At 64.7% G+C, this 18,021-nt stretch carries 16 protein-coding genes; 6 read left to right on the top strand and 10 right to left on the bottom strand.

Translation table 11 applies throughout. The annotated features are described in order from the left end of the window. Positions 1 to 34: 34 nt before the first annotated feature. Positions 35 to 2,047, bottom strand: coding sequence for a DNA helicase Rep (rep, locus tag DM872_RS21335; RefSeq protein ID WP_179061325.1), 2,013 nt, complete (start codon positions 2,045 to 2,047; stop codon positions 35 to 37). A 253-nt stretch (positions 2,048 to 2,300) separates the two neighbouring features. Here rep and DM872_RS21330 point away from each other — a divergent pair, with 253 nt between their 5' ends. Then, entirely contained in the window at positions 2,301 to 3,974 is a 1,674-nt protein-coding gene (locus DM872_RS21330) for a putative bifunctional diguanylate cyclase/phosphodiesterase (protein ID WP_179061324.1), read from the top strand. A gap of 96 nt (positions 3,975 to 4,070) precedes the next feature. On the opposite strand, the gene DM872_RS21325 is transcribed toward DM872_RS21330, so the two are convergent. Then, positions 4,071 to 5,459, bottom strand: a complete 1,389-nt coding sequence (locus tag DM872_RS21325; protein ID WP_179061323.1) for a NorM family multidrug efflux MATE transporter — start codon at positions 5,457 to 5,459, stop codon at positions 4,071 to 4,073. Between the two features lie 138 nt (positions 5,460 to 5,597). On the opposite strand from DM872_RS21325, the gene DM872_RS21320 reads away from it, so the two are divergent. Continuing rightward, entirely contained in the window at positions 5,598 to 6,515 is a 918-nt protein-coding gene (locus tag DM872_RS21320) for a LysR substrate-binding domain-containing protein (RefSeq protein ID WP_179061322.1), read from the top strand. 56 nt (positions 6,516 to 6,571) lie between these two features. On the opposite strand, the gene DM872_RS21315 is transcribed toward DM872_RS21320, so the two are convergent. The 3 genes from DM872_RS21315 to DM872_RS21305 all read right to left on the bottom strand — a co-directional run bounded on the left by DM872_RS21315 (position 6,572) and on the right by DM872_RS21305 (position 10,459). Next, entirely contained in the window at positions 6,572 to 8,548 is a 1,977-nt protein-coding gene (locus tag DM872_RS21315; RefSeq protein WP_179061321.1) for a BCCT family transporter, read from the bottom strand. Positions 8,549 to 8,660: 112 nt separating this feature from the next. Beyond that, the gene (locus DM872_RS21310) at positions 8,661 to 10,157 is read right to left on the bottom strand and encodes a YifB family Mg chelatase-like AAA ATPase (protein WP_179061320.1); all 1,497 of its coding nucleotides are present in this window, start codon (positions 10,155 to 10,157) and stop codon (positions 8,661 to 8,663) included. 38 nt (positions 10,158 to 10,195) lie between these two features. Continuing rightward, complete coding sequence (locus DM872_RS21305) at positions 10,196 to 10,459, bottom strand: accessory factor UbiK family protein (RefSeq protein ID WP_077525558.1); 264 nt, start codon at positions 10,457 to 10,459, stop codon at positions 10,196 to 10,198. Positions 10,460 to 10,870: 411 nt separating this feature from the next. On the opposite strand from DM872_RS21305, the gene glnK reads away from it, so the two are divergent. The 4 genes from glnK to sutA all read left to right on the top strand — a co-directional run bounded on the left by glnK (position 10,871) and on the right by sutA (position 13,518). After that, positions 10,871 to 11,209 (top strand): P-II family nitrogen regulator, encoded by a 339-nt coding sequence (gene glnK, locus DM872_RS21300; protein WP_003457590.1) that lies wholly within the window; start codon positions 10,871 to 10,873, stop codon positions 11,207 to 11,209. A gap of 34 nt (positions 11,210 to 11,243) precedes the next feature. Continuing rightward, on the top strand, positions 11,244 to 12,563 hold the full coding sequence (locus DM872_RS21295; protein WP_179061319.1) for an ammonium transporter: 1,320 nt from the start codon (positions 11,244 to 11,246) through the stop codon (positions 12,561 to 12,563). 138 nt (positions 12,564 to 12,701) lie between these two features. Then, positions 12,702 to 13,127 (top strand): secondary thiamine-phosphate synthase enzyme YjbQ, encoded by a 426-nt coding sequence (locus tag DM872_RS21290; protein WP_179061318.1) that lies wholly within the window; start codon positions 12,702 to 12,704, stop codon positions 13,125 to 13,127. A gap of 76 nt (positions 13,128 to 13,203) precedes the next feature. Continuing rightward, the gene (gene sutA / locus DM872_RS21285; RefSeq protein ID WP_179061317.1) at positions 13,204 to 13,518 is read left to right on the top strand and encodes a transcriptional regulator SutA; all 315 of its coding nucleotides are present in this window, start codon (positions 13,204 to 13,206) and stop codon (positions 13,516 to 13,518) included. An 88-nt stretch (positions 13,519 to 13,606) separates the two neighbouring features. On the opposite strand, the gene DM872_RS21280 is transcribed toward sutA, so the two are convergent. The 5 genes from DM872_RS21280 to lysA are packed head-to-tail and all read right to left on the bottom strand — an operon-like array spanning position 13,607 to position 18,020. Then, the gene (locus DM872_RS21280) at positions 13,607 to 14,311 is read right to left on the bottom strand and encodes an HAD family hydrolase (RefSeq protein ID WP_179061316.1); all 705 of its coding nucleotides are present in this window, start codon (positions 14,309 to 14,311) and stop codon (positions 13,607 to 13,609) included. Further along, complete coding sequence (gene xerC, locus DM872_RS21275; protein ID WP_179061315.1) at positions 14,308 to 15,204, bottom strand: tyrosine recombinase XerC; 897 nt, start codon at positions 15,202 to 15,204, stop codon at positions 14,308 to 14,310. Before xerC ends, DM872_RS21280 begins: the two co-directional genes overlap by 4 nt. Positions 15,205 to 15,233: 29 nt before the next feature. Next, entirely contained in the window at positions 15,234 to 15,935 is a 702-nt protein-coding gene (locus DM872_RS21270; protein ID WP_179061314.1) for a DUF484 family protein, read from the bottom strand. Further along, positions 15,932 to 16,762 carry a diaminopimelate epimerase gene (gene dapF, locus DM872_RS21265; RefSeq protein WP_179061313.1) on the bottom strand — a complete coding sequence of 277 codons (831 nt, stop codon included), beginning with the start codon at positions 16,760 to 16,762 and terminating at the stop codon, positions 15,932 to 15,934. Before dapF ends, DM872_RS21270 begins: the two co-directional genes overlap by 4 nt. Before the next feature lie 10 nt (positions 16,763 to 16,772). Further along, positions 16,773 to 18,020, bottom strand: coding sequence for a diaminopimelate decarboxylase (gene lysA / locus DM872_RS21260; protein WP_179061312.1), 1,248 nt, complete (start codon positions 18,018 to 18,020; stop codon positions 16,773 to 16,775). Position 18,021: the final 1 nt, after the last annotated feature.

Genomic DNA, 18,021 nt, shown 5'->3' with positions numbered 1-18,021 from the left:
TGTATGCCCGGTCTTTCGCCGGGGTGTCTTCTGATTACGATTTCTTCAGCATGGCACGGATGTCGGACAGGGCCGTGTTGCCGCGCGCGGCCTTCACCTCCACTGGCGCGTCGTCCATGCCTTCCCATTCCAGGTCTTCCTGGGGCAGTTCCTCGAGGAAGCGACTGGGGGAGCAATCGATGATTTCGCCGTACTGCTTGCGCTTGGCGGCGAAGGTCATGGCCAGGTTCTGCCGCGCGCGGGTGATACCCACGTAGGCCAGACGGCGTTCCTCTTCGATGGTGTCGGCTTCGATGCTGGAGCGGTGGGGAAGGATGTCTTCCTCCACGCCCATGATGAAGACGTAGGGAAACTCCAGGCCCTTGGAGGCGTGCAGGGTCATCATCTGCACACCATCCGCGCCTTCCTCTTCCTCCTGCTGGCGCTCGAGCATGTCGCGCAGCACCAGCTTGGCGATGGCTTCCTCGATGGTCATGCCGCCTTCTTCGTCGCGCTCCAGCGTGTTCTTCAGCGCGTCGACGAGGAACCAGACGTTGCCCATGCGGAACTCGGCGACCTTGTCGCTGGAAGCGTTCTGGCGGATCCAGTTTTCGTAGTCGATGTCCATCACCATGCTGCGCAGGGCGGCGATGGGATCGTTCTGCGCGCACTGCTGGCGCACGCCGTCGATGAAGCGCTTGAAGCGCTGCAGGCGTTCGGTGAAGCGGCTGTCGAGATGCTCGGACAGGCCCATCTCGTCGCACGCGGCGAACATCGAGACGCCGCGCTCGGTGGCGTAGTTGCCGAGCTTCTCCAGGGTCGTCGAACCGATTTCCCGGCGCGGGACGTTGATCACGCGGAGGAAGGCGTTGTCGTCGTCCGGGTTCACCAGCAGGCGGAAGTAGGACATCAGGTCCTTCACTTCCTGGCGGCCGAAGAAGCTGGTGCCGCCGGACAGCCGATAGGGAATCTGATGGTGCTGGAGCTTGAGCTCCATCAGCTTGGCCTGGTGGTTGCCCCGGTAGAGGATGGCGAACTCGCTGTACGGCCGCTGGGTGCGCAGGTGCAGGGTGAGGATTTCCATGGCGATTCGCTCGGCCTCGGCGTCCTCGTTGCGGCAACGGATCACCCGGATCGGATCGCCCACGCCCATCTCGCTCCACAGCTGCTTCTCGAACACGTGGGGGTTGTTGGCGATGAGGATGTTCGCGCATTTGAGGATGCGGCTGGTGGAGCGGTAGTTCTGCTCCAGCATCACCACTTTCAGCGAAGGGAAGTCTTCCTTCAGCTGCATCAGGTTTTCCGGCCGCGCACCGCGCCAGGCGTAGATCGACTGGTCATCGTCGCCGACCACGGTGAACTGCGCCCGATGCTGGACCAGCAGCTTCACCAGCAGGTATTGGCTGGCGTTGGTGTCCTGGTACTCGTCCACCAGCATGTAGCGCACGCGGTTCTGCCACTTTTCCAGGATATCGGGGTTGTCCTGGAACAACTTCACCGGCATCAGGATCAGGTCGTCGAAGTCCACCGCGTTGTACGCCTTGAGAGTGCGCTGGTAGTGCAGGTAAACGACGGCGGCAGTCTGCTCCTTCGGGTTGCGTGCCTTGGCCAGCGCCTCCTCCGGCAGGATCAGGTCGTTCTTCCAGTTGCCGATGTAGCCCTTGATCTCGTCGACGCCATCATCCCCGGCATATTCCTTTTGCATGATGTCGGTCAGCAGCGCCTTGATGTCCGACTCGTCGAAGATCGAGAACCCGGGCTTGAAGCCCAGGCGCGCGTGTTCCTTGCGGATGATGTTCAGGCCGAGGTTGTGGAAGGTGGAGACGGTCAGGCCTTTGCCTTCGCCGCCACGCAGCAGGGTGCTTACGCGCTCTTTCATTTCGCGCGCGGCCTTGTTGGTGAAGGTCACCGCGACGATGTACTGCGCGCGGATTCCGCACTGCTGCACCAGGTAGGCGATCTTGCGGGTGATCACGCTGGTCTTGCCGGAACCGGCGCCGGCGAGCACCAAAAGCGGACCACCGACGTAGTTCACGGCTTCCTGCTGCCGGGGATTGAGTCGGGACATGCTGGGGCTGGAAAAGGCGAATGGCCGCGCATTCTATCAGGCCGGCCGGGTTGTACCGAAGTACCTCTGGGCAACTGTGATGCAACCTCGATTGCTAGCGGGTTGCCCTTGGAAATTTCCACGCAACCAGTACGATGGTGCGGTCTTCATCGGCGAATCGGTGAAGTCCACGCAGGGACGCGTGGTAAGAGCGACGCCGAAATGGCGCAGCCTGGCGCGAAAGTGCCGAAGTATCTGACCCCGGGGAGGTCATTTGTCCGCGCTCGTCGAGCCCCTGCGCATGCTCCTGTTGGCGGAATCGCCGGCGTGGGCGGAATTGCTTCGCGATCTCCTGGCCGCGATGGGCAGCGCATCCTCCCTGATCACCGCCGCGTCCTGGGACGTTGCAAGCGGCATGGCCGACGAACTCGATTGCGCCCTGGTGCTCTGTACCCCCCGACTGCTGCCGTCCGCCGGGCGTTGCCCGCTGCCGATCATCCTCCTGCTGGAAGAGGAGCCCGCCGAAGCGCCCCAAGGGGTCAGCGATTGGCTGGTGCGCGAGCATCTGGGTGTCGACACGTTGCGTCGCACCCTGCGCCACATCCGTGAGCGGCGGAACCTGCAGCACGCCCTGCAGCGGCTGGCCGAACAGGACCCGCTCACCGGCATCGCCAACCGCCAGGGTTTCCAGACCCTGCTGGCCGCGCGCCTGGTGGAATACGAAGGGCGGGGGCTGGTCCTCGGTCACCTGGACCTGGACAACTTCCGCCATGCCAACGATGCCCTCGGCTACCAGGCCGGCGATCGCCTGATCCTGCAGGTGGTGGCACGGCTCAAGGCGCAACTGCGCGCTGGCGACCAGTTGGCGCGCCTGGGCAGCGACGAGTTCGGCCTGCTGCTGGATACCCGACGCGATCCGGCGCGCGCGGTGCGGGTTGCCGAGCGCATCGCCGAATGCCTGGCCGAGCCCTACCAGGTGGACGGCGAGAGCCTGCTGCTGGGCTGCAGCCTGGGGTTGGCACATTCCCGTGCCAATGAAAGTGCCGACCCGCTGATGTGGCATGCCCACATCGCCATGCAGCAAGCCAAGGCCAGCCAGGGCTGCACTTTCCATATCTTCGATGAACGCATCAATCGCAGCGCCCGCAGCCGCGCCGACCTGGAAAGCGAACTGCGCCGAGCGTTGCGCCGCGATGAACTGGAACTCCACTACCAGCCGCGTCTGTGCCTGGAAACCGGCAACATCCTTGGACTGGAGGCGCTGGTGCGCTGGCGTCATAGTGAGCGCGGCCTGCTGACTCCCGCCGAATTCGTGCCGCTGGCCGAGGAAAGTGGCCTGATCGTGCCATTGGGCTACTGGGTGATTTCCCGCGCCCTGCGCGATATGCAGTGGCTGCGCGGGCGCGGGCTGCCGCCGTTGCATATGGCGGTGAACCTGTCGTTCCGCCAGTTCCAGGACAGCCAGCTGCTTTCCACGCTCAGCCGGCTGATCCGCGAGCGCGGAGTCGATGCGCGCTGGCTGGAGTTCGAACTGACCGAAACAGCGGTGATGCGCCGCAGCGAGCAGGTGCGCCAGACCATGGATGCCCTGGGACACTTGGGCGTGCGCTTTTCCCTCGACGACTTCGGCACGGGCTTTTCCTCATTCGTCCACCTCAACAGCCTGCCCATCGCGCTGCTGAAGATCGACAAGAGCTTCGTCGGCGGCATGCATGATCGCCCCGAGAATCGCCAGTTGGTGAAGGCCATGATCAACCTGGCGCAGAACCTCAAGCTGGAAGTGGTCGCGGAAGGCGTGGAAAGCGCCGAGCAGCTGTCGTTGCTGCGCCAGTTCGGCTGCAACCAGGTCCAGGGCTACTGGATCAGCCGTCCGTTACCCCTGGCCGAGCTGGCGCGCTTCCTGGTGTTCGGCGCGCGCCAGGCGCTGCTTGCCAGCCAGGAGCTTTGATTCGCGAGCTGTGGCTGGCGCATACCTGTAGGTTGGGCCAAGCGCAGCGCGGCCCAACGTGGGAGGGTGGGACGGGGATGTTGGGCTTCCCGTAGCTCAGCCACAACCTACGGTCCCCGCGCAGTTATCCACAGGCCGCAGCAGTCGCGCGGTCTTCCACTCGAAGCCAAGGGTCAGCCCCAGCGCCGCGCAGGCGAGGCCCAGCGCCAGGCCCCACCAGACGCCGGTCGCGCCCCAGCCCAGGGGGAAGGCCAGCAGCCAGGCCGTCGGGGCGCCCACCAGCCAGTAGCAGCCAAGGCCGACCAGGAAGGTGGTCTTGGCATCCTTGAGACCACGAATCGCACCCATGGCGATGGTCTGGATGCCGTCGAACAGCTCGAACCAGGCTGCCACCGCCAGCAGGCTCACGGCCAATTGCACGATCCCCTGGAATTCCGGCGCATGGTGGTCGAGGAACAGACCCACCACCAGCTCCGGCGCGACCCAGAACAGCACCGCGAAGGCCAGCATGCAACCGGCACCGAAACCGATGCCCAGGCGGCCTGCCCGGCGCGCTTCTTCAAGCCGTCCGGCGCCGAAATGCTGGCCGATGCGGAAGGTCACCGCGTAGGAAATCCCGACCGGCACCATGAACGCCACATACACCGACTGGATGGCGATCTGGTGTGCCGCGAGCTGGGTGCTGCCCAGGGCGCCCATGCACAGCGCGGCGAAGGCGAACAGGCCGGATTCCACCGCATAGGTGCCGCCAATGGGCAGGCCCAGGCGCACCAGTTCGGCGAGCGCCTCGCGGGACGGACGTTGCAGCCCCTTGAGCAGCGGATAGGCGGCGTAGGCCGGGTTGCGCACGATATGCCAGGCGAGGAGCAGCGCCATGCTGTTCATCACCACGGCGGTGACCAGGCCGATGCCCGCGAGGCCCATTTTCGGCAGGCCGAACATGCCGTGTATCAGCGCATAGTTGAGGAGGAAGTTGGTCAGCGCGCCGCCAATGCTGATGGCCATTACCGGGCCGGGTCGGCCGATGGCGCTGGTGAAACCGCGCAGCGCCATGAAGCCGAGGTAGCCGGGCAGGGCGAAGACCAGGGTGGAGAGGAACTGCATGGCGCCTTCCACGCTTTCCGGTGCCTGACCGAAGGCGAGCAGCACGGGTTTCAGGTTCCACAGCAGCAGGCCGGCGCCCAGGGCCATGGCGAAGGCCAGCCAGAGGCCGCTCTGGGTCAGGCGGGTAGCGCCGGTCTTGTCGTCGGCGCCATGGCGGATGGCGACCAGGTTGCCCACGGCGGCGATCACACCGACGCAGAAGATCGACACGAAGGAATAGCTGGCCGCGCCGAGGCCGCCGCCGGCCAGGGCTTCGGGGCCGATCAGGCCCATCATCACGGTGTCGGTGAAGACCATCACCACGTGGGCCAGTTGGGCCGCGATCAGCGGGCCGGCCAGGCGCAGGATGGCGACCAGTTCATTGCGTATGCTCTGCGGCATGAGTAAGGCTCACTATCTTGGAGAGCCGGCCAATCCTCTTGCCCGGCATTGAATTCAGCAATTCTCCGAGCCTTGATGAATCGGCACAAAAGGAAAAAAATGATGCCATCCATGACTTTGACTCATAGGTAGAGGCATATGTCGCGTCGCCTGCCCCCGCTCTACGCCCTGCGTGCCTTCGAGGCCGCCGCCCGGCATGCGTCCTTCACGCGCGCCGCCGAGGAGTTGGCCATCACCCAGAGCGCGGTGAGCCGGCACATCCGAACCCTGGAAGAGCATTTCTCCTGTCGCCTGTTCGAGCGCCAGGGGCGCAACCTGCAACTCACGGAGCCGGCGCGCATGCTGCTTCCCGGTTTGCGCGACGGTTTCGACGCGCTGGAGCGCGCCTGCACCACCCTGCGGGTCGACGACGCCACTGTTCGGCTGAAGGCACCGTCCACCCTGACCATGCGCTGGTTGCTGTCGCGCCTCAGTCGTTTCCGTCATCTCAACACCGACATCGAGGTGCAGCTGACCAGCGCCTGGATGGATGTGGATAAGGTGGACTTCCAGCACGAGCCCTTCGATTGCGCGGTGCTGCTCAGCGACGGCCATTTCACCCAGGACTGGGAGGTGACCCTGCTGTTCAGCGAATGGCTGATTCCGGTCTGTGAACCGTCCCAGGCCGGAGAGCCCTGGAGCCTGGAGCGCCTGCAGGCCACCGAACTGTTGCACCCGACGCCGGACCGCCGCGATTGGCGCCGCTGGCTGCAGCGCATGGACCTTGGCGAGGAGGTGTCGCTCAAGGGCGGCCAGGTATTCGACACCCTGGAGCTGGGGATAGTCGCTGCCGCTCGGGGTTATGGGGTGTCCATCGGTGATCTGGTGATGGTGACCGAGGACGTCACTCAGGGCCGCATCGGCCTGCCCTGGCCCACGGCGGTGGCTAGTGGTGATAGCTACTACCTAGTCTGGCCCCGCGCCCGCAGTGGTCAGGACCGCCTTCGGCGGCTGCGTGACTTCTTGCAGGCGGAGGTGGCGGCCATGGCGCTGCCAGCGGTGGAGCTGCTGGGCTAGCTGCAGCTGCTGGAACCTGGCGCCGTTGCAACTGCGCCAGGCCGCAGCTTGATGTTTCAGCGGACCACGTGCAGGAAGTGCAGGTGCTTCTCGTACTGGTCGAGCAGGTCGCCGATCACTTCCTCACGGCTCCAGCCCATCACGTCGTAGTCCTGTCCGCCCTCACGCAGGTAAACCTCGGCGCGGAAGTACTTGCGCGAGTCGGCGCCTTCTTCACCGCCATCGCGTCCCACGAAGCGGGGCAGCAGCAAGGAGCGGGGGCGTACCTCGTAGCTGAAATCGACTTCGCTGCCGTGGCCGACGTTCAACTTGCAGCGCCCGTCCTGGCCGTTCTGTACGTCCACGTCGTAACCCTGCTTGCGCAGCTCCTCGGACACTTCCTGGCAGGCGGGGCGCACGACTTCCTCGATGAAGCGGGTGACATGGCTGCGGCGCGGGAACATCAGGATATTGCGCAGGCGCCGCTGCCAGCCGCCGTGCTGGCGCTGGGCCGGCCGCGAGAGGTTGAGCGCCTGGTAGCGGATGCCGCGTTTGGTGGCGTCCAGGCGGAGGGCCTTGAGCAGGCCCCAGGTCGCCGCCAGCAGCACTACGGCAAAGGGCAGGGCGCTGGCGATGGTCGCGGTCTGCAGGGCCTTCAGGCCGTCGGCGACCAGCAAGGCCATGGCCACGACACCCATCAGGATCGACCAGAACAGGCGCTGCCACAGCGGCGTCACCTCGCGGCCGCCGGAGGCCAGCATGTCGACCACCAGCGCGCCGGAGTCGGCGGAGGTGACGAAGAACACCACCACCATCAGCACCGCCACCAGGGAAAGCACGTTGGCGAAGGGGAACTGCTGGAGGAAGGCGAACAGCGCCAGGGAGCTGTCCTGGGCCACGGTATCCGCCAGGCTGTGCACGCCGTCTTGCAGCACCATGTGGATGGCCGAGTCACCGAATACGGTCATCCACAGCAGGGTGAAGCCCGCCGGAACGAACAGCACGCCGCAGACGAACTGGCGGATGGTGCGCCCGCGGGAGATGCGGGCGATGAACAGGCCGACGAAGGGCGACCAGGACAGCCACCAGCCCCAGTAGAGCAGCGTCCAGCCGCCGATCCAGTCACTGGACTCATAGGCGTAGAGATTGAAGGTCTTGCTGACGATCTCGGACAGGTAGCCGCCGGTGTTCTGGATGAACGTCTTGAACAGAAACACCGTAGGACCCAGCAACAGCACCACGATCAGCAGGATGACCGCCAGCAGCAGGTTGAGCTCGGAGAGAATCTTGATGCCCTTGTTCAGACCGCTCGCCACCGACAGCGTCGCCAGGGCACAGGTGCCGGCGATCAACCCGAGTTGCACAGGCACGCTCACCGGCAGGCCGAACAGCTGGTTCAGGCCGCTGTTGATCTGCAGCACGCCGTAGCCGAGCGACGTAGCCACGCCGAACACGGTGCCGAGGATGGCGAAGATATCCACAGCGTGGCCGATGGGGCCGTAGATGCGCTCGCCTATCAGGGGATAGAGCGCCGAACGCAGCGTCAGGGGCAGGTCATGGCGGAAGCAGAAAAACGCCAGGATCAGCGCGACGATCGCGTAGATCGCCCAGGCATGCAGCCCCCAATGGAAGAAGGTCAGCTTCATGGCCTCCCTCGCGGCGGCCACGGTATTTGGATCGCCCACCGGTGGGTTGGCGTAATGCATCAGCGGTTCGGCGACGCCGAAGAACATCAGGCCGATGCCCATGCCGGCGGAGAACAGCATGGCGAACCAGGTGCCGTTGCGGTATTCGGGCTGGCTATGGTCGGGGCCGAGCTTGATGTCGCCGAAGCGGCTGACGGCAAGAAACACAACAGTGATGAGGATCAGCGCGACCGCCAGGACGTAGAACCAGCTGGCATTGACGATGATCCAGTCCTGGATGTGGATGAACAGTGTTTGCGCTTGATCGCGGGCGAGGGTGCTGTAGAGCACCAGGGCGATGATGAGGATGGCGGAGCCGAAAAAGACCGGCGGATTGAGGGTGGATTGCGAAGACGAACGTGCCTCCATTGAGCTAGCTCTCCTTTTAATCGGATGGCCGCCAAGGGCGGAAGGCGCGCAATTCTAACAACTTCGATAGAAAAAGTCTTTCATTGGTGCATTTTCAATAGTTTTTGTTGCTTCAGGTCATGGTTTCGGGACGGTACTGCAGGGCTTCGCCGAGGTGATGGCGGGATATGGTTCCGGCCTGCTCCAGGTCAGCCAGGGTGCGGGCCACCTTGAGGATGCGATGGGCCGCACGTAGGGACAGGTTGAGCCGTTCGCAGGCCTCCTCCAGCCAGATGCGGTCTGCGCTATCCAGGGCGCAATGCTGGCGCAGGCCCTTGAGGTCGAGGAAGGCGTTGGCACACCCCTGGCGTTGGAGTTGCACGCGGCGCGACCGCGCCACGATTTCGGCGACTTCCGCGCTGCCCGGCCCTGTGTGGGTAGGTGGCGCCAGCGCTGTGGCTTCGCGTGCGACGGTCAGATGCAGGTCGATCCGGTCGAGCAGGGGGCCTGAAAGCTTGGCGCGGTAACGCTGGATCTGTTCCGGAGTACAGCGACATCGCCCGGCAGGCTCGCCGAGATATCCACAGGGGCAGGGGTTCATCGCGGCGACCAGCTGGAAGCGCGCTGGAAAACGGACCTTGTCATGGGCGCGGGCAATGACGATCTCGCCGCTTTCCATGGGCTCTCGCAAGACCTCCAGCACCTTGCGCTCGAACTCCGGAAGTTCATCGAGAAACAGCACGCCCTGATGCGCCAGCGTGATTTCGCCTGGCTTCGGACGACTGCCGCCTCCTACCAGTGCGGCGCCGGAAGCGCTGTGATGAGGCTGGCGGAAGGGACGTTGCGGCCAGCTTTTCAGCGGCGCATGGCTGGCGACTGAGTGGATGGCGGCTACCTCCAGTGCTTCATGCTCTTCCAGCGGTGGCAGCAGGCCGGGCAGGCGGCTGGCGAGCAAGGTCTTACCGGTGCCGGGTGGTCCGCAGAGCAACAGGTTGTGCGAGCCGGCCGCAGCTACGAGGAGCGCGCGCTTCGCCGCGACCTGACCCTGGACTTCCGCAAGGTCTGGGTAGGGTGGGCGCTCGTCCACCAGACCCTGCGCCTGGTAGGGCGGGAGCGGCGTATGGCCGGCAAAGTGCGCGGTCAGTTCCAACAGGTGCGACGCGGCCAGTACCTTGAGGCCACTGGCGAGGCTGGCTTCTTCGGCATTCTCCCGTGGCACCACCAGGGTGCGGCCGGCCGCGCGAGCGGCGAGTGCGGCAGGGAGTACGCCTTGCACAGGACGCAGCGCACCGGAGAGCGCCAGTTCACCCAGGCATTCCACCTCGTCCAGGGTGCCGGCCGGCAACTGGCCGCTGGCGGCGAGGACACCAAGGGCGATGGCGAGGTCGAAACGGCCGCCATCCTTCGGCAGATCTGCAGGAGCGAGGTTGAGGGTGATGCGCCTGGGGGGAAAGTCGAACCCGCTGTTCTGGATCGCGCTACGCACGCGGTCCTTGCTTTCCTTCACGGCGGTTTCCGGAAGGCCCACCAGAGCCAGGGACGGCAAGCCATTGGCGAGGTGCGCTTCGACGCTCACGGCAGGGGCTTCGACGCCAACCTGCGCGCGACTGTGGACGATGGCCAGGGACATTGATCACTCCTTGATCGGTCCGCCGGGCCGGAGCGGTATCACTCCGCCGGCGGCGGGTTCAGCTTGGCTTCCAGTTCCGCGACTTTGGCTTCCAGGGCTTCCAGGCGGGCGCGAGTGCGGGCGAGTACCACCATCTGGCTGTCGAATTCGTCACGAGTGACCAGGTCGAGCTTGCCGAAGGCGCTTTGCAGCAAGACCTTGAACTGGGCCTCGACCTCGGCGCGAGGCAACGGACTGTCACTGCTGAACAGACGCGAAGCGGTGGCGGCGAGGGTGTCGAGCAGGGCTTTGGGCGGCAGCATGGCGGTTTCCATAAGTGAATGGGGCAGGAGTCTATCACGGTGCCTCAGGCGGCCGTGCCAGTGGCGGGCGGTGCACACTTTTTGAGCAATGGCTTGGGGCGGTGCGCACTCCTTTGGTGCGATGAAACTCGGGCCAGGGCCCGTAAAAAGCGGCATCCGGCCAGTATCTGCTTGAAAAAGCGCATGTTGTTCGGAGCTGGCAAGGTTTCTGCTTGGAGCTGAGTGACGCATGCACCGAGGCAGTTCCGGTGCACCGGGCGAGGCGGGGGAGTGTTTCGCCAGAAGCGGTTGGTTGGTGTCGGAGTGCCGAGGCAGGGCGGACCGACGCGTTACAAAAGCCAGACACTGCGCTTAGACTTGAGCCGGGTTCGTTTTTCCTGGGGCAAGTCAACCAAACACGGGAGAAGTTTCATGAAGCTAGTCACCGCCATCATCAAGCCTTTCAAGCTCGACGACGTGCGCGAGTCGTTGTCCGAGATCGGCGTGCAGGGCATCACTGTCACCGAGGTCAAGGGCTTCGGGCGGCAAAAAGGCCACACCGAGTTGTACCGTGGCGCCGAATACGTTGTCGATTTCCTGCCGAAGGTGAAGATCGATGTGGCCATCGCCGACGATCAACTCGATCGCGTGATCGAGGCCATTACCAAGGCAGCCAACACCGGCAAGATCGGTGACGGCAAGATCTTCGTCGTCAATCTGGAACAGGCCATCCGTATCCGTACCGGCGAAACCGGCACAGACGCGATCTAAGCCGCCGAACCCCAACGCCCCAGGAGAAAACAACATGACTCTGCGTAAAGTCGCAGGGCTAGGAGCCCTTTTGTCCCTCGTTACCCCCGGCCTGGCCATGGCCGCCGACGAGGTTGTGCTGAACAGTGGTGACACGGCGTGGATGATCGTCGCTACTGCACTGGTGCTGTTCATGACCATCCCCGGCCTGGCGCTGTTCTATGGCGGCATGGTGCGCTCCAAGAACGTCCTTTCGGTGATGATGCAGTGCTTCGCCATCACCGGCCTGATCAGCATCCTCTGGGTGGTCTATGGCTATAGCCTGGCTTTCGACACCACCGGCATGGAACAGGGGGTGATCAACTTCAATTCCTTCGTGGGTGGTCTGTCCAAGGCGTTCCTCAGCGGCCTGAACACCAGCAGCCTGGTGTACGCGATTCCTGAAAGCGTGTTCATCACCTTCCAGATGACCTTCGCCATCATCACCCCGGCCCTGATCGTCGGCGCCTTCGCCGAGCGCATGAAGTTCTCCGCCATGCTGATCTTCATGGCCGTCTGGTTCACCCTGGTGTATGCCCCGATCGCCCACATGGTGTGGAGCGGCAACGGTGGCCTGATGTGGGACTGGGGCGTGCTCGACTTCGCCGGTGGCACCGTGGTGCACATCAACGCGGGTGTCGCCGGTCTCGTAGCCTGCCTGGTACTGGGCAAGCGCAAGGGCTATCCGACCACTCCGATGGCTCCGCACAACCTGGGCTACACCCTGCTCGGCGCCGCCATGCTCTGGGTGGGCTGGTTCGGCTTCAACGCCGGCTCCGCGGTTGCCGCCAACGGCACTGCCGGCATGGCCATGCTGGTCACCCAGATCGCCACTGCCGCCGCCGCCCTGGGCTGGATGTTCGCCGAATGGCTGACCCACGGTAAGCCGAGTGCACTGGGCATCGCGTCCGGCGTGGTCGCCGGCCTGGTTGCCATCACCCCTGCTGCCGGCACCGTCGGCCCCATGGGCGCCCTGATCATCGGCCTGGTTGCTGGCGTGGTCTGCTACTTCTGCGCCACCAGCCTGAAGCGCAAGCTGGGCTATGACGACTCCCTGGACGCCTTCGGCGTGCACGGCATCGGCGGTATCGTCGGCGCCCTGCTGACCGGCGTGTTCGCCGCACCGGCGCTGGGTGGTTTCGGCACCGTGGAAGACATTGGCGCCCAGCTGCTCATCCAGTTCGAGGGTGTCGCCTTCACCGTCGTCTACACCGGTATCGTGACCTTCGTGATCCTGAAAGTCCTGGACGTGGTCATCGGCCTGCGCGTCAACGAAGAAGAAGAGACCGTCGGCCTCGACCTGGCTCAGCACAACGAGCGCGGCTACAACCTCTGATCCTCATGATTTCCCCGTTCGGCGGTTGCCGGCGGGGATGTCGACGGGATTGCCAAAAAGGGCGCCGAAAGGCGCCCTTTGTTTTTTTTTCGGCCGCGCTAGAATGCCCGCCGTACGAGCCGGAACAGGTATTCGCGCATGTGGCAGCAGACCCTGATCACCTTGCGTCCGAGGCCGCGTGGCTTCCATCTGGTCACCGAAGAAATCCTGGCCGCGTTGCCGGAACTGCGGCGCTACCGGGTGGGTCTGTTGCACCTCTGGCTGCAGCATACGTCGGCTTCCCTGACGGTGAACGAGAACGCCGACCCCGCGGTCCGGCGTGACTTCGAGCGATTCTTCAATCGCCTGGTGCCCCAGGGTGAAAGCGGCTATGAACATGACTATGAAGGGCCGGACGACTTGCCCGCGCACTTCAAGGGCAGCCTCCTCGGCTGTCAGCTGAGTCTGCCGGTCCAGGACGGGCAGCTGGCGATGGGCACCTGGCAAGGTGTCTACCTGGGCGAGCACCGTGATCACGGCGGTTCGCGGCGGGTACTGGCGACCTTGCATGGCGAGGCGTACTGAATTTTTTCTGGCAGCGTTAGAAAGCTGGCGCAGCTGGGCTATAACTAACCTGCTTTGGCAAGGCATGAGGTAGAACATGAGCGACGAAGAACTGGAACAAGACGAGCTGGAAGCGGCCGACGAGGACGACGGCGAAGAGCTGGCTGCAGCCGATGATGGTGACAGCGACGACGACAGCGAGGCCCCTGCTCCCTCCGGGAAGAAGGCCAAGGCTGCGGTCGAAGTCGAGGAAATGCCCAGCATCGAAGCCAAGCAGAAAGAGCGCGATGCCCTGGCCAAGGCCATGGAAGATTTCCTGGCCCGTGGCGGCAAGGTGCAAGAGGTCGAGCCCAATGTGGTTGCCGACCCGCCGAAGAAGCCGGACAGCAAGTACGGCAGCCGCCCCATCTGAGGCCGGCACCCGTCGAAAAAGCCCGCCATTGGCGGGCTTTTTCATGGGCGAAGGATGGGTAAGGAAGTGCCTAACGCGATGCGTCCGCTCAGTGCCACTTCGCCCAGCGCGCGAGAACTTCGGGCAGCTCCCTCAGGCTGGTGATTTCCGCGTCGGGCAGTTGCTCGCCGGTCCACTCCTTGCCAAGCGGGTTGAACCAGATGGCGCGCAGGCCTGCACGGCGGGCGCCTTCGATATCGTCGGCCGGGTGGTCGCCGATGTGCACGGCTTCGCCGGCGCTGACACCACCGCGCTTGAGCGCTTCGAGGAACGGCATCGGGTCGGGCTTGCCGATGCCCAGCTCTTCGGCGCACAGGGCGAACTTGAAGTAGTCGGCCAGACCCAGGCGGCGCACGTCGGCATTGCCGTTGGTGATCACCCCCAGGCTGTAGCGAATGGCCAGGCGCTCGAGAGTGGGCACGGTATCGGGGAAGAAGGTGATGCGGTGACGGGCGTGGAGCATGGCCTGGAAAGCGCCTTCGGCCAGATCGATGGCATCCTCGGTGGAGTAACCGACACCTTCCAGTGCGCGGCGCAGGGTACGGCGGCGCAGTTCACTGAGGCGGTGCTTCAGGCTGGGCTCGGCAGCCAGGACCTCGCCACGAATGGCCCAGAGGTGCTCCACCGGCAGGCTGCCCAACGCCGGGGTGTGTTCCATCAGCCAGTCGCGCATGGCGGTTTCGGCGCCCTCGATTACCGGGCGGTTATCCCAGAGGGTGTCGTCCAGGTCGAAGGTAATCAGCTGGATACTCATTCGTCAGCTCCCCGTCGCTTCGCCCTCGGATGGGCCTGGTCGTAGACCGAGGCCAGGTGCTGGAAGTCCAGGTGGGTATAGATCTGGGTGGTGGAGATGTCGGCGTGGCCGAGCAACTCCTGCACCGCTCGCAAGTCCTGGGACGACTCCAGCATATGGCTGGCGAAGGAATGTCGCAGCATGTGCGGATGCAAATGCTGGCCCAGTTCACGAACGCCCGCCTGGCGGACCCTCAGTTGGATTGCGCGCGGTGTCAGGCGGCGGCCTTGCTGGCTGATGAAGACCGCGCCGTCACCGGGATTGGCGGCTGCGCGCAGGGGCAGCCATTCTTCCAGCGCCTCACGAGCCTTGCTGCCCACGGGCAACTCGCGGGTCTTGTTGCCCTTGCCAATTACCCGCACGAGGCCCGCGGAGAGGTCGAGTCCTTCGAGGTCCAGGCCCACCAGTTCGGATAGCCGCAGGCCCGAGGAATAGAACAGCTCCAGCATGGCCTGGTCGCGGCGGGCGATGAAATCGTCTTCCACGCCCCCGTCCAGCAACTGCTGGGCGCGGTCGGCGTCGAGTGCGCGAGGAAGTCGGCGAGCCCCCTTGGGCGCGGCGAGGCCATTGGCGGGATCGTGACGGCAGCGACCCTCGCGGATCAGGTACTGATAAAGGCCGCGCACGGCCGAGAGCAGGCGCGCCAGGCTGCGGCTGGACAGGCCGTCCTGATGCAGTCGGGCAACGAAGCTGCGCAGGCTGCGGACATCCAGATCGGTCCAGTCGGCAATGCCGTACTTCTCGCAGAGCGCGCGCACCTTGAGCAGGTCGCGGTGGTAGCCGTCCAGGGTATGGGCCGACACCTGACGCTCGCTGCGCAGGTGGTTCAGGTAGGCGTCCAGGTCGGCATTCATGGGACTTCCTTGGAATGCGCGGCGGTGGGTTATCTCACCGAACGCAGGGGGGATGCGAAGCGCGGCAGTACCCGGGCCAGCACTTCAGCGACATAACCGAGGAACAGGGTGCCGAGGGAGCTCTTGTAATGCTGCGGATCGGGACTGCCGATGGCGAGCACGCCGTGCAGACCCTGGTGAGTCAGGCTGACCACTGCAGCGGAGCCCACCTGGTCGCGTTCTTCGGCGCCGAACAGGAACTCCAGTTCATGGCTGCGCAGCACGCCGCAGATGGTCTTGCCGCCGGCCAGCAGGCCGCCGATGCTCTGGTGGGCTTCGGCGGTGGTGACACTGCGGCCCACCGGCAGGGTGATCTCGCTGAACAGGATGAGGCTGACGAAGGGCACCTGGAATTCGTGGCGCAGGCTGTCTTCCACGGCGCCGACCACTTCTTCCAGGCTGGAGGCGTCGAGCAGGTCGAGCACCAGGCGCCGGGTCTTGTCGAACAGACGGTCGTTCTCCCGGGCCACGTCCATCAGTTGCGACAGGCGATGGCGCATTTCGATGTTGCGCTCGCGCAGCAGCTTCACCTGGCGTTCCACCAGGGATACGGCGTCTCCGGGCTGGTGGGGGATGCGCATCTCGGGGATCAGTTCCTCGTGCTGGACGAAGAACTCCGGATGGAGGCGCAGGTAGGCTGCCACCGTTTCGGAGTCGAGGTGCTGCGGCTGGTCCTGGTGCTGGTCGGTCATAGGCGAACCTGTCCTTCGAATACGCGGACGGCGGGTCCGGTCATCATAACGGGCTGTCCCGGACCCTCCCACTCGATCAGCAGCCGGCCACCCGGCAAGTCGAGTTGCACCGGGGAGTCCATCCAACCCTGGCGGATCGCAGCCACTGCCGCGGCGCAGGCGCCAGTGCCACAGGCCTGGGTTTCCCCGGCGCCGCGTTCCCAGACGCGCAGCTTCGCCAGCTTGCGATCGACGATCTGCAGGAAGCCCACGTTTACCCGCTGCGGGAAACGTGGATGGTTTTCCAGCTTCGGCCCGAGGCTGTGTACCGGGGCGGTGGTGACATCATCGACGCGCAGCACCGCATGGGGGTTGCCCATGGAAATGGCTGCCAGCTCGACGGTCTGGCCGTCCACATCGACCGGATAAACCAGCGCTTCCGTGTCGGCGACGAAGGGAATCTGCTGCGGCACGAGGCGCGGCGGCCCCATGTCCACGGTGACCTGGCCGTCGGCACGCACATCGAGCTCGATGATGCCGCCCTTGGTTTCCACGCGGATGCGCTTCTTCACCGTCAGGCGCTTGTCGATGACGAAGCGGGCAAAGCAGCGCGCACCGTTGCCGCACTGCTCCACTTCCGAACCATCGGAGTTGAAGATGCGGTAACGGAAGTCGACGTCAGGATTGGTGGGAGCCTCGACTATCAGCAGCTGGTCGAAACCGACACCCGTGTTGCGGTCGCCCCACTGCTTCGCGTGCTTGGGCTGGATGTGGGCGTGCTGGCTGACCAGGTCGAGGACCATGAAGTCGTTGCCGAGGCCGTGCATCTTGGTGAAGCGCAATAGCATGGATGCGCCCTCACTGCGGCAGCAGGCTTTCGCCGGCATAAAGGTCTTCGATAGTCTCGCGGCGGCGCACCTCAAAGGCTTGCTCGCCATCCACCAGCACCTCGGCGGCACGGCCGCGGGTGTTGTAGTTGGAACTCATCACGAAACCGTAGGCGCCAGCGGAGCGAATCGCCAGCAGATCACCCTCGGCCAGCACCAGGCTGCGTTCGCGGGCGAGGAAATCGCCGGTTTCGCAGATCGGGCCGACCAGGTCGTAGGTGCGCTCGGTACCGGCATGGGGTTGCACCGGCACCACGTCCATCCAGGCCTGGTAGAGGGCCGGGCGGATCAGGTCGTTCATGGCCGCGTCGATCACCGCGAAATCCTTGTTTTCTGTGAGCTTGAGGTATTCCACCTGGGTCAGCAGCACGCCTGCGTTGGCGACTATGGAGCGGCCGGGCTCGAACAGCAGCTCCAGGTTGCGACCCTTGATGCGCTGGCGCACGGCCTGGATGTACTCGCTGGGCAGCGGCGGCTGCTCATCGCGGTAGCGCACGCCAAGGCCGCCACCGAGGTCCAGGTGGCGAATGGCGATGCCACGTTCGTTCAGGCGGTCGATCAGGTCCAGGAGGCGGTCGAGGGCATCGAGGAAGGGCTCCAGGCTGGTGAGCTGGGAGCCGATATGGCAGTCGACGCCGATCACATCGAGGTGGGACAGGCTGGCGGCCTGGACATACACCGCTTCGGCTTCGTCTATGGAGATGCCGAACTTGTTTTCCTTCAGGCCCGTGGCGATGTACGGGTGGGTGCCGGCATCCACGTCGGGATTCACCCGCAGCGAGACCGGCGCCTTCACGTCCATGGCGGCCGCCACGTTCTGCAGGCGCTCCAGTTCGTTGCGCGACTCGACGTTGAAGCAGTGCACGCCTGCTTCCAGGGCACGGCGCATGTCGTCGCGGCTCTTGCCGACGCCGGAAAAGACGATGCGCTCCGGAGCACCGCCGGCAGCCAGCACGCGCTCCAGTTCACCGCTGGACACGATGTCGAAGCCCGCGCCGAGACGCGCCAGCAGGTTCAGCACACCGAGGTTGGAATTGGCCTTGACCGCGTAGCAAACCATCCCCGGCGAACCGGCGAGGGCGTCGGCATAGGCCTTGTAACCTGCCTCGATCGCGGCGCGGGAATAGACATAGGTGGGCGTGCCGAAGCGAGCGGCGATATCGGACAGCGCTACGCCTTCCGCGAACAGCTCCCCGTCGCGGTACGTGAAAGCGTCCATG

The sequence above is a fragment of the Pseudomonas taiwanensis genome, assembly GCF_013393345.1.
GTDB classification, from domain to species: Bacteria; Pseudomonadota; Gammaproteobacteria; order Pseudomonadales; family Pseudomonadaceae; genus Metapseudomonas; species Metapseudomonas resinovorans_C.
The sequence above is the reverse complement of the archived record's forward strand: the minus strand, read 5'-3'. Positions and strand labels throughout refer to the sequence as shown.

Bases quoted from the DNA above. Each gene is read 5' to 3' on its own strand.
- glnK (WP_003457590.1), top strand. From the start codon at position 10,871: ATGAAGCTAGTCACCGCCATCATCAAGCCTTTCAAGCTCGACGACGTG.
- DM872_RS21310 (WP_179061320.1), bottom strand. From the start codon at position 10,157: ATGTCCCTGGCCATCGTCCACAGTCGCGCGCAGGTTGGCGTCGAAGCC.
- DM872_RS21290 (WP_179061318.1), top strand. From the start codon at position 12,702: ATGTGGCAGCAGACCCTGATCACCTTGCGTCCGAGGCCGCGTGGCTTC.
- rep (WP_179061325.1), bottom strand. From the start codon at position 2,047: ATGTCCCGACTCAATCCCCGGCAGCAGGAAGCCGTGAACTACGTCGGT.
- xerC (WP_179061315.1), bottom strand. From the start codon at position 15,204: ATGAATGCCGACCTGGACGCCTACCTGAACCACCTGCGCAGCGAGCGT.
- DM872_RS21315 (WP_179061321.1), bottom strand. From the start codon at position 8,548: ATGGAGGCACGTTCGTCTTCGCAATCCACCCTCAATCCGCCGGTCTTT.
- DM872_RS21320 (WP_179061322.1), top strand. From the start codon at position 5,598: ATGTCGCGTCGCCTGCCCCCGCTCTACGCCCTGCGTGCCTTCGAGGCC.
- dapF (WP_179061313.1), bottom strand. From the start codon at position 16,762: ATGCTATTGCGCTTCACCAAGATGCACGGCCTCGGCAACGACTTCATG.
- sutA (WP_179061317.1), top strand. From the start codon at position 13,204: ATGAGCGACGAAGAACTGGAACAAGACGAGCTGGAAGCGGCCGACGAG.
- DM872_RS21270 (WP_179061314.1), bottom strand. From the start codon at position 15,935: ATGACCGACCAGCACCAGGACCAGCCGCAGCACCTCGACTCCGAAACG.
- DM872_RS21280 (WP_179061316.1), bottom strand. From the start codon at position 14,311: ATGAGTATCCAGCTGATTACCTTCGACCTGGACGACACCCTCTGGGAT.
- DM872_RS21305 (WP_077525558.1), bottom strand. From the start codon at position 10,459: ATGCTGCCGCCCAAAGCCCTGCTCGACACCCTCGCCGCCACCGCTTCG.
- lysA (WP_179061312.1), bottom strand. From the start codon at position 18,020: ATGGACGCTTTCACGTACCGCGACGGGGAGCTGTTCGCGGAAGGCGTA.
- DM872_RS21325 (WP_179061323.1), bottom strand. From the start codon at position 5,459: ATGCCGCAGAGCATACGCAATGAACTGGTCGCCATCCTGCGCCTGGCC.
- DM872_RS21295 (WP_179061319.1), top strand. From the start codon at position 11,244: ATGACTCTGCGTAAAGTCGCAGGGCTAGGAGCCCTTTTGTCCCTCGTT.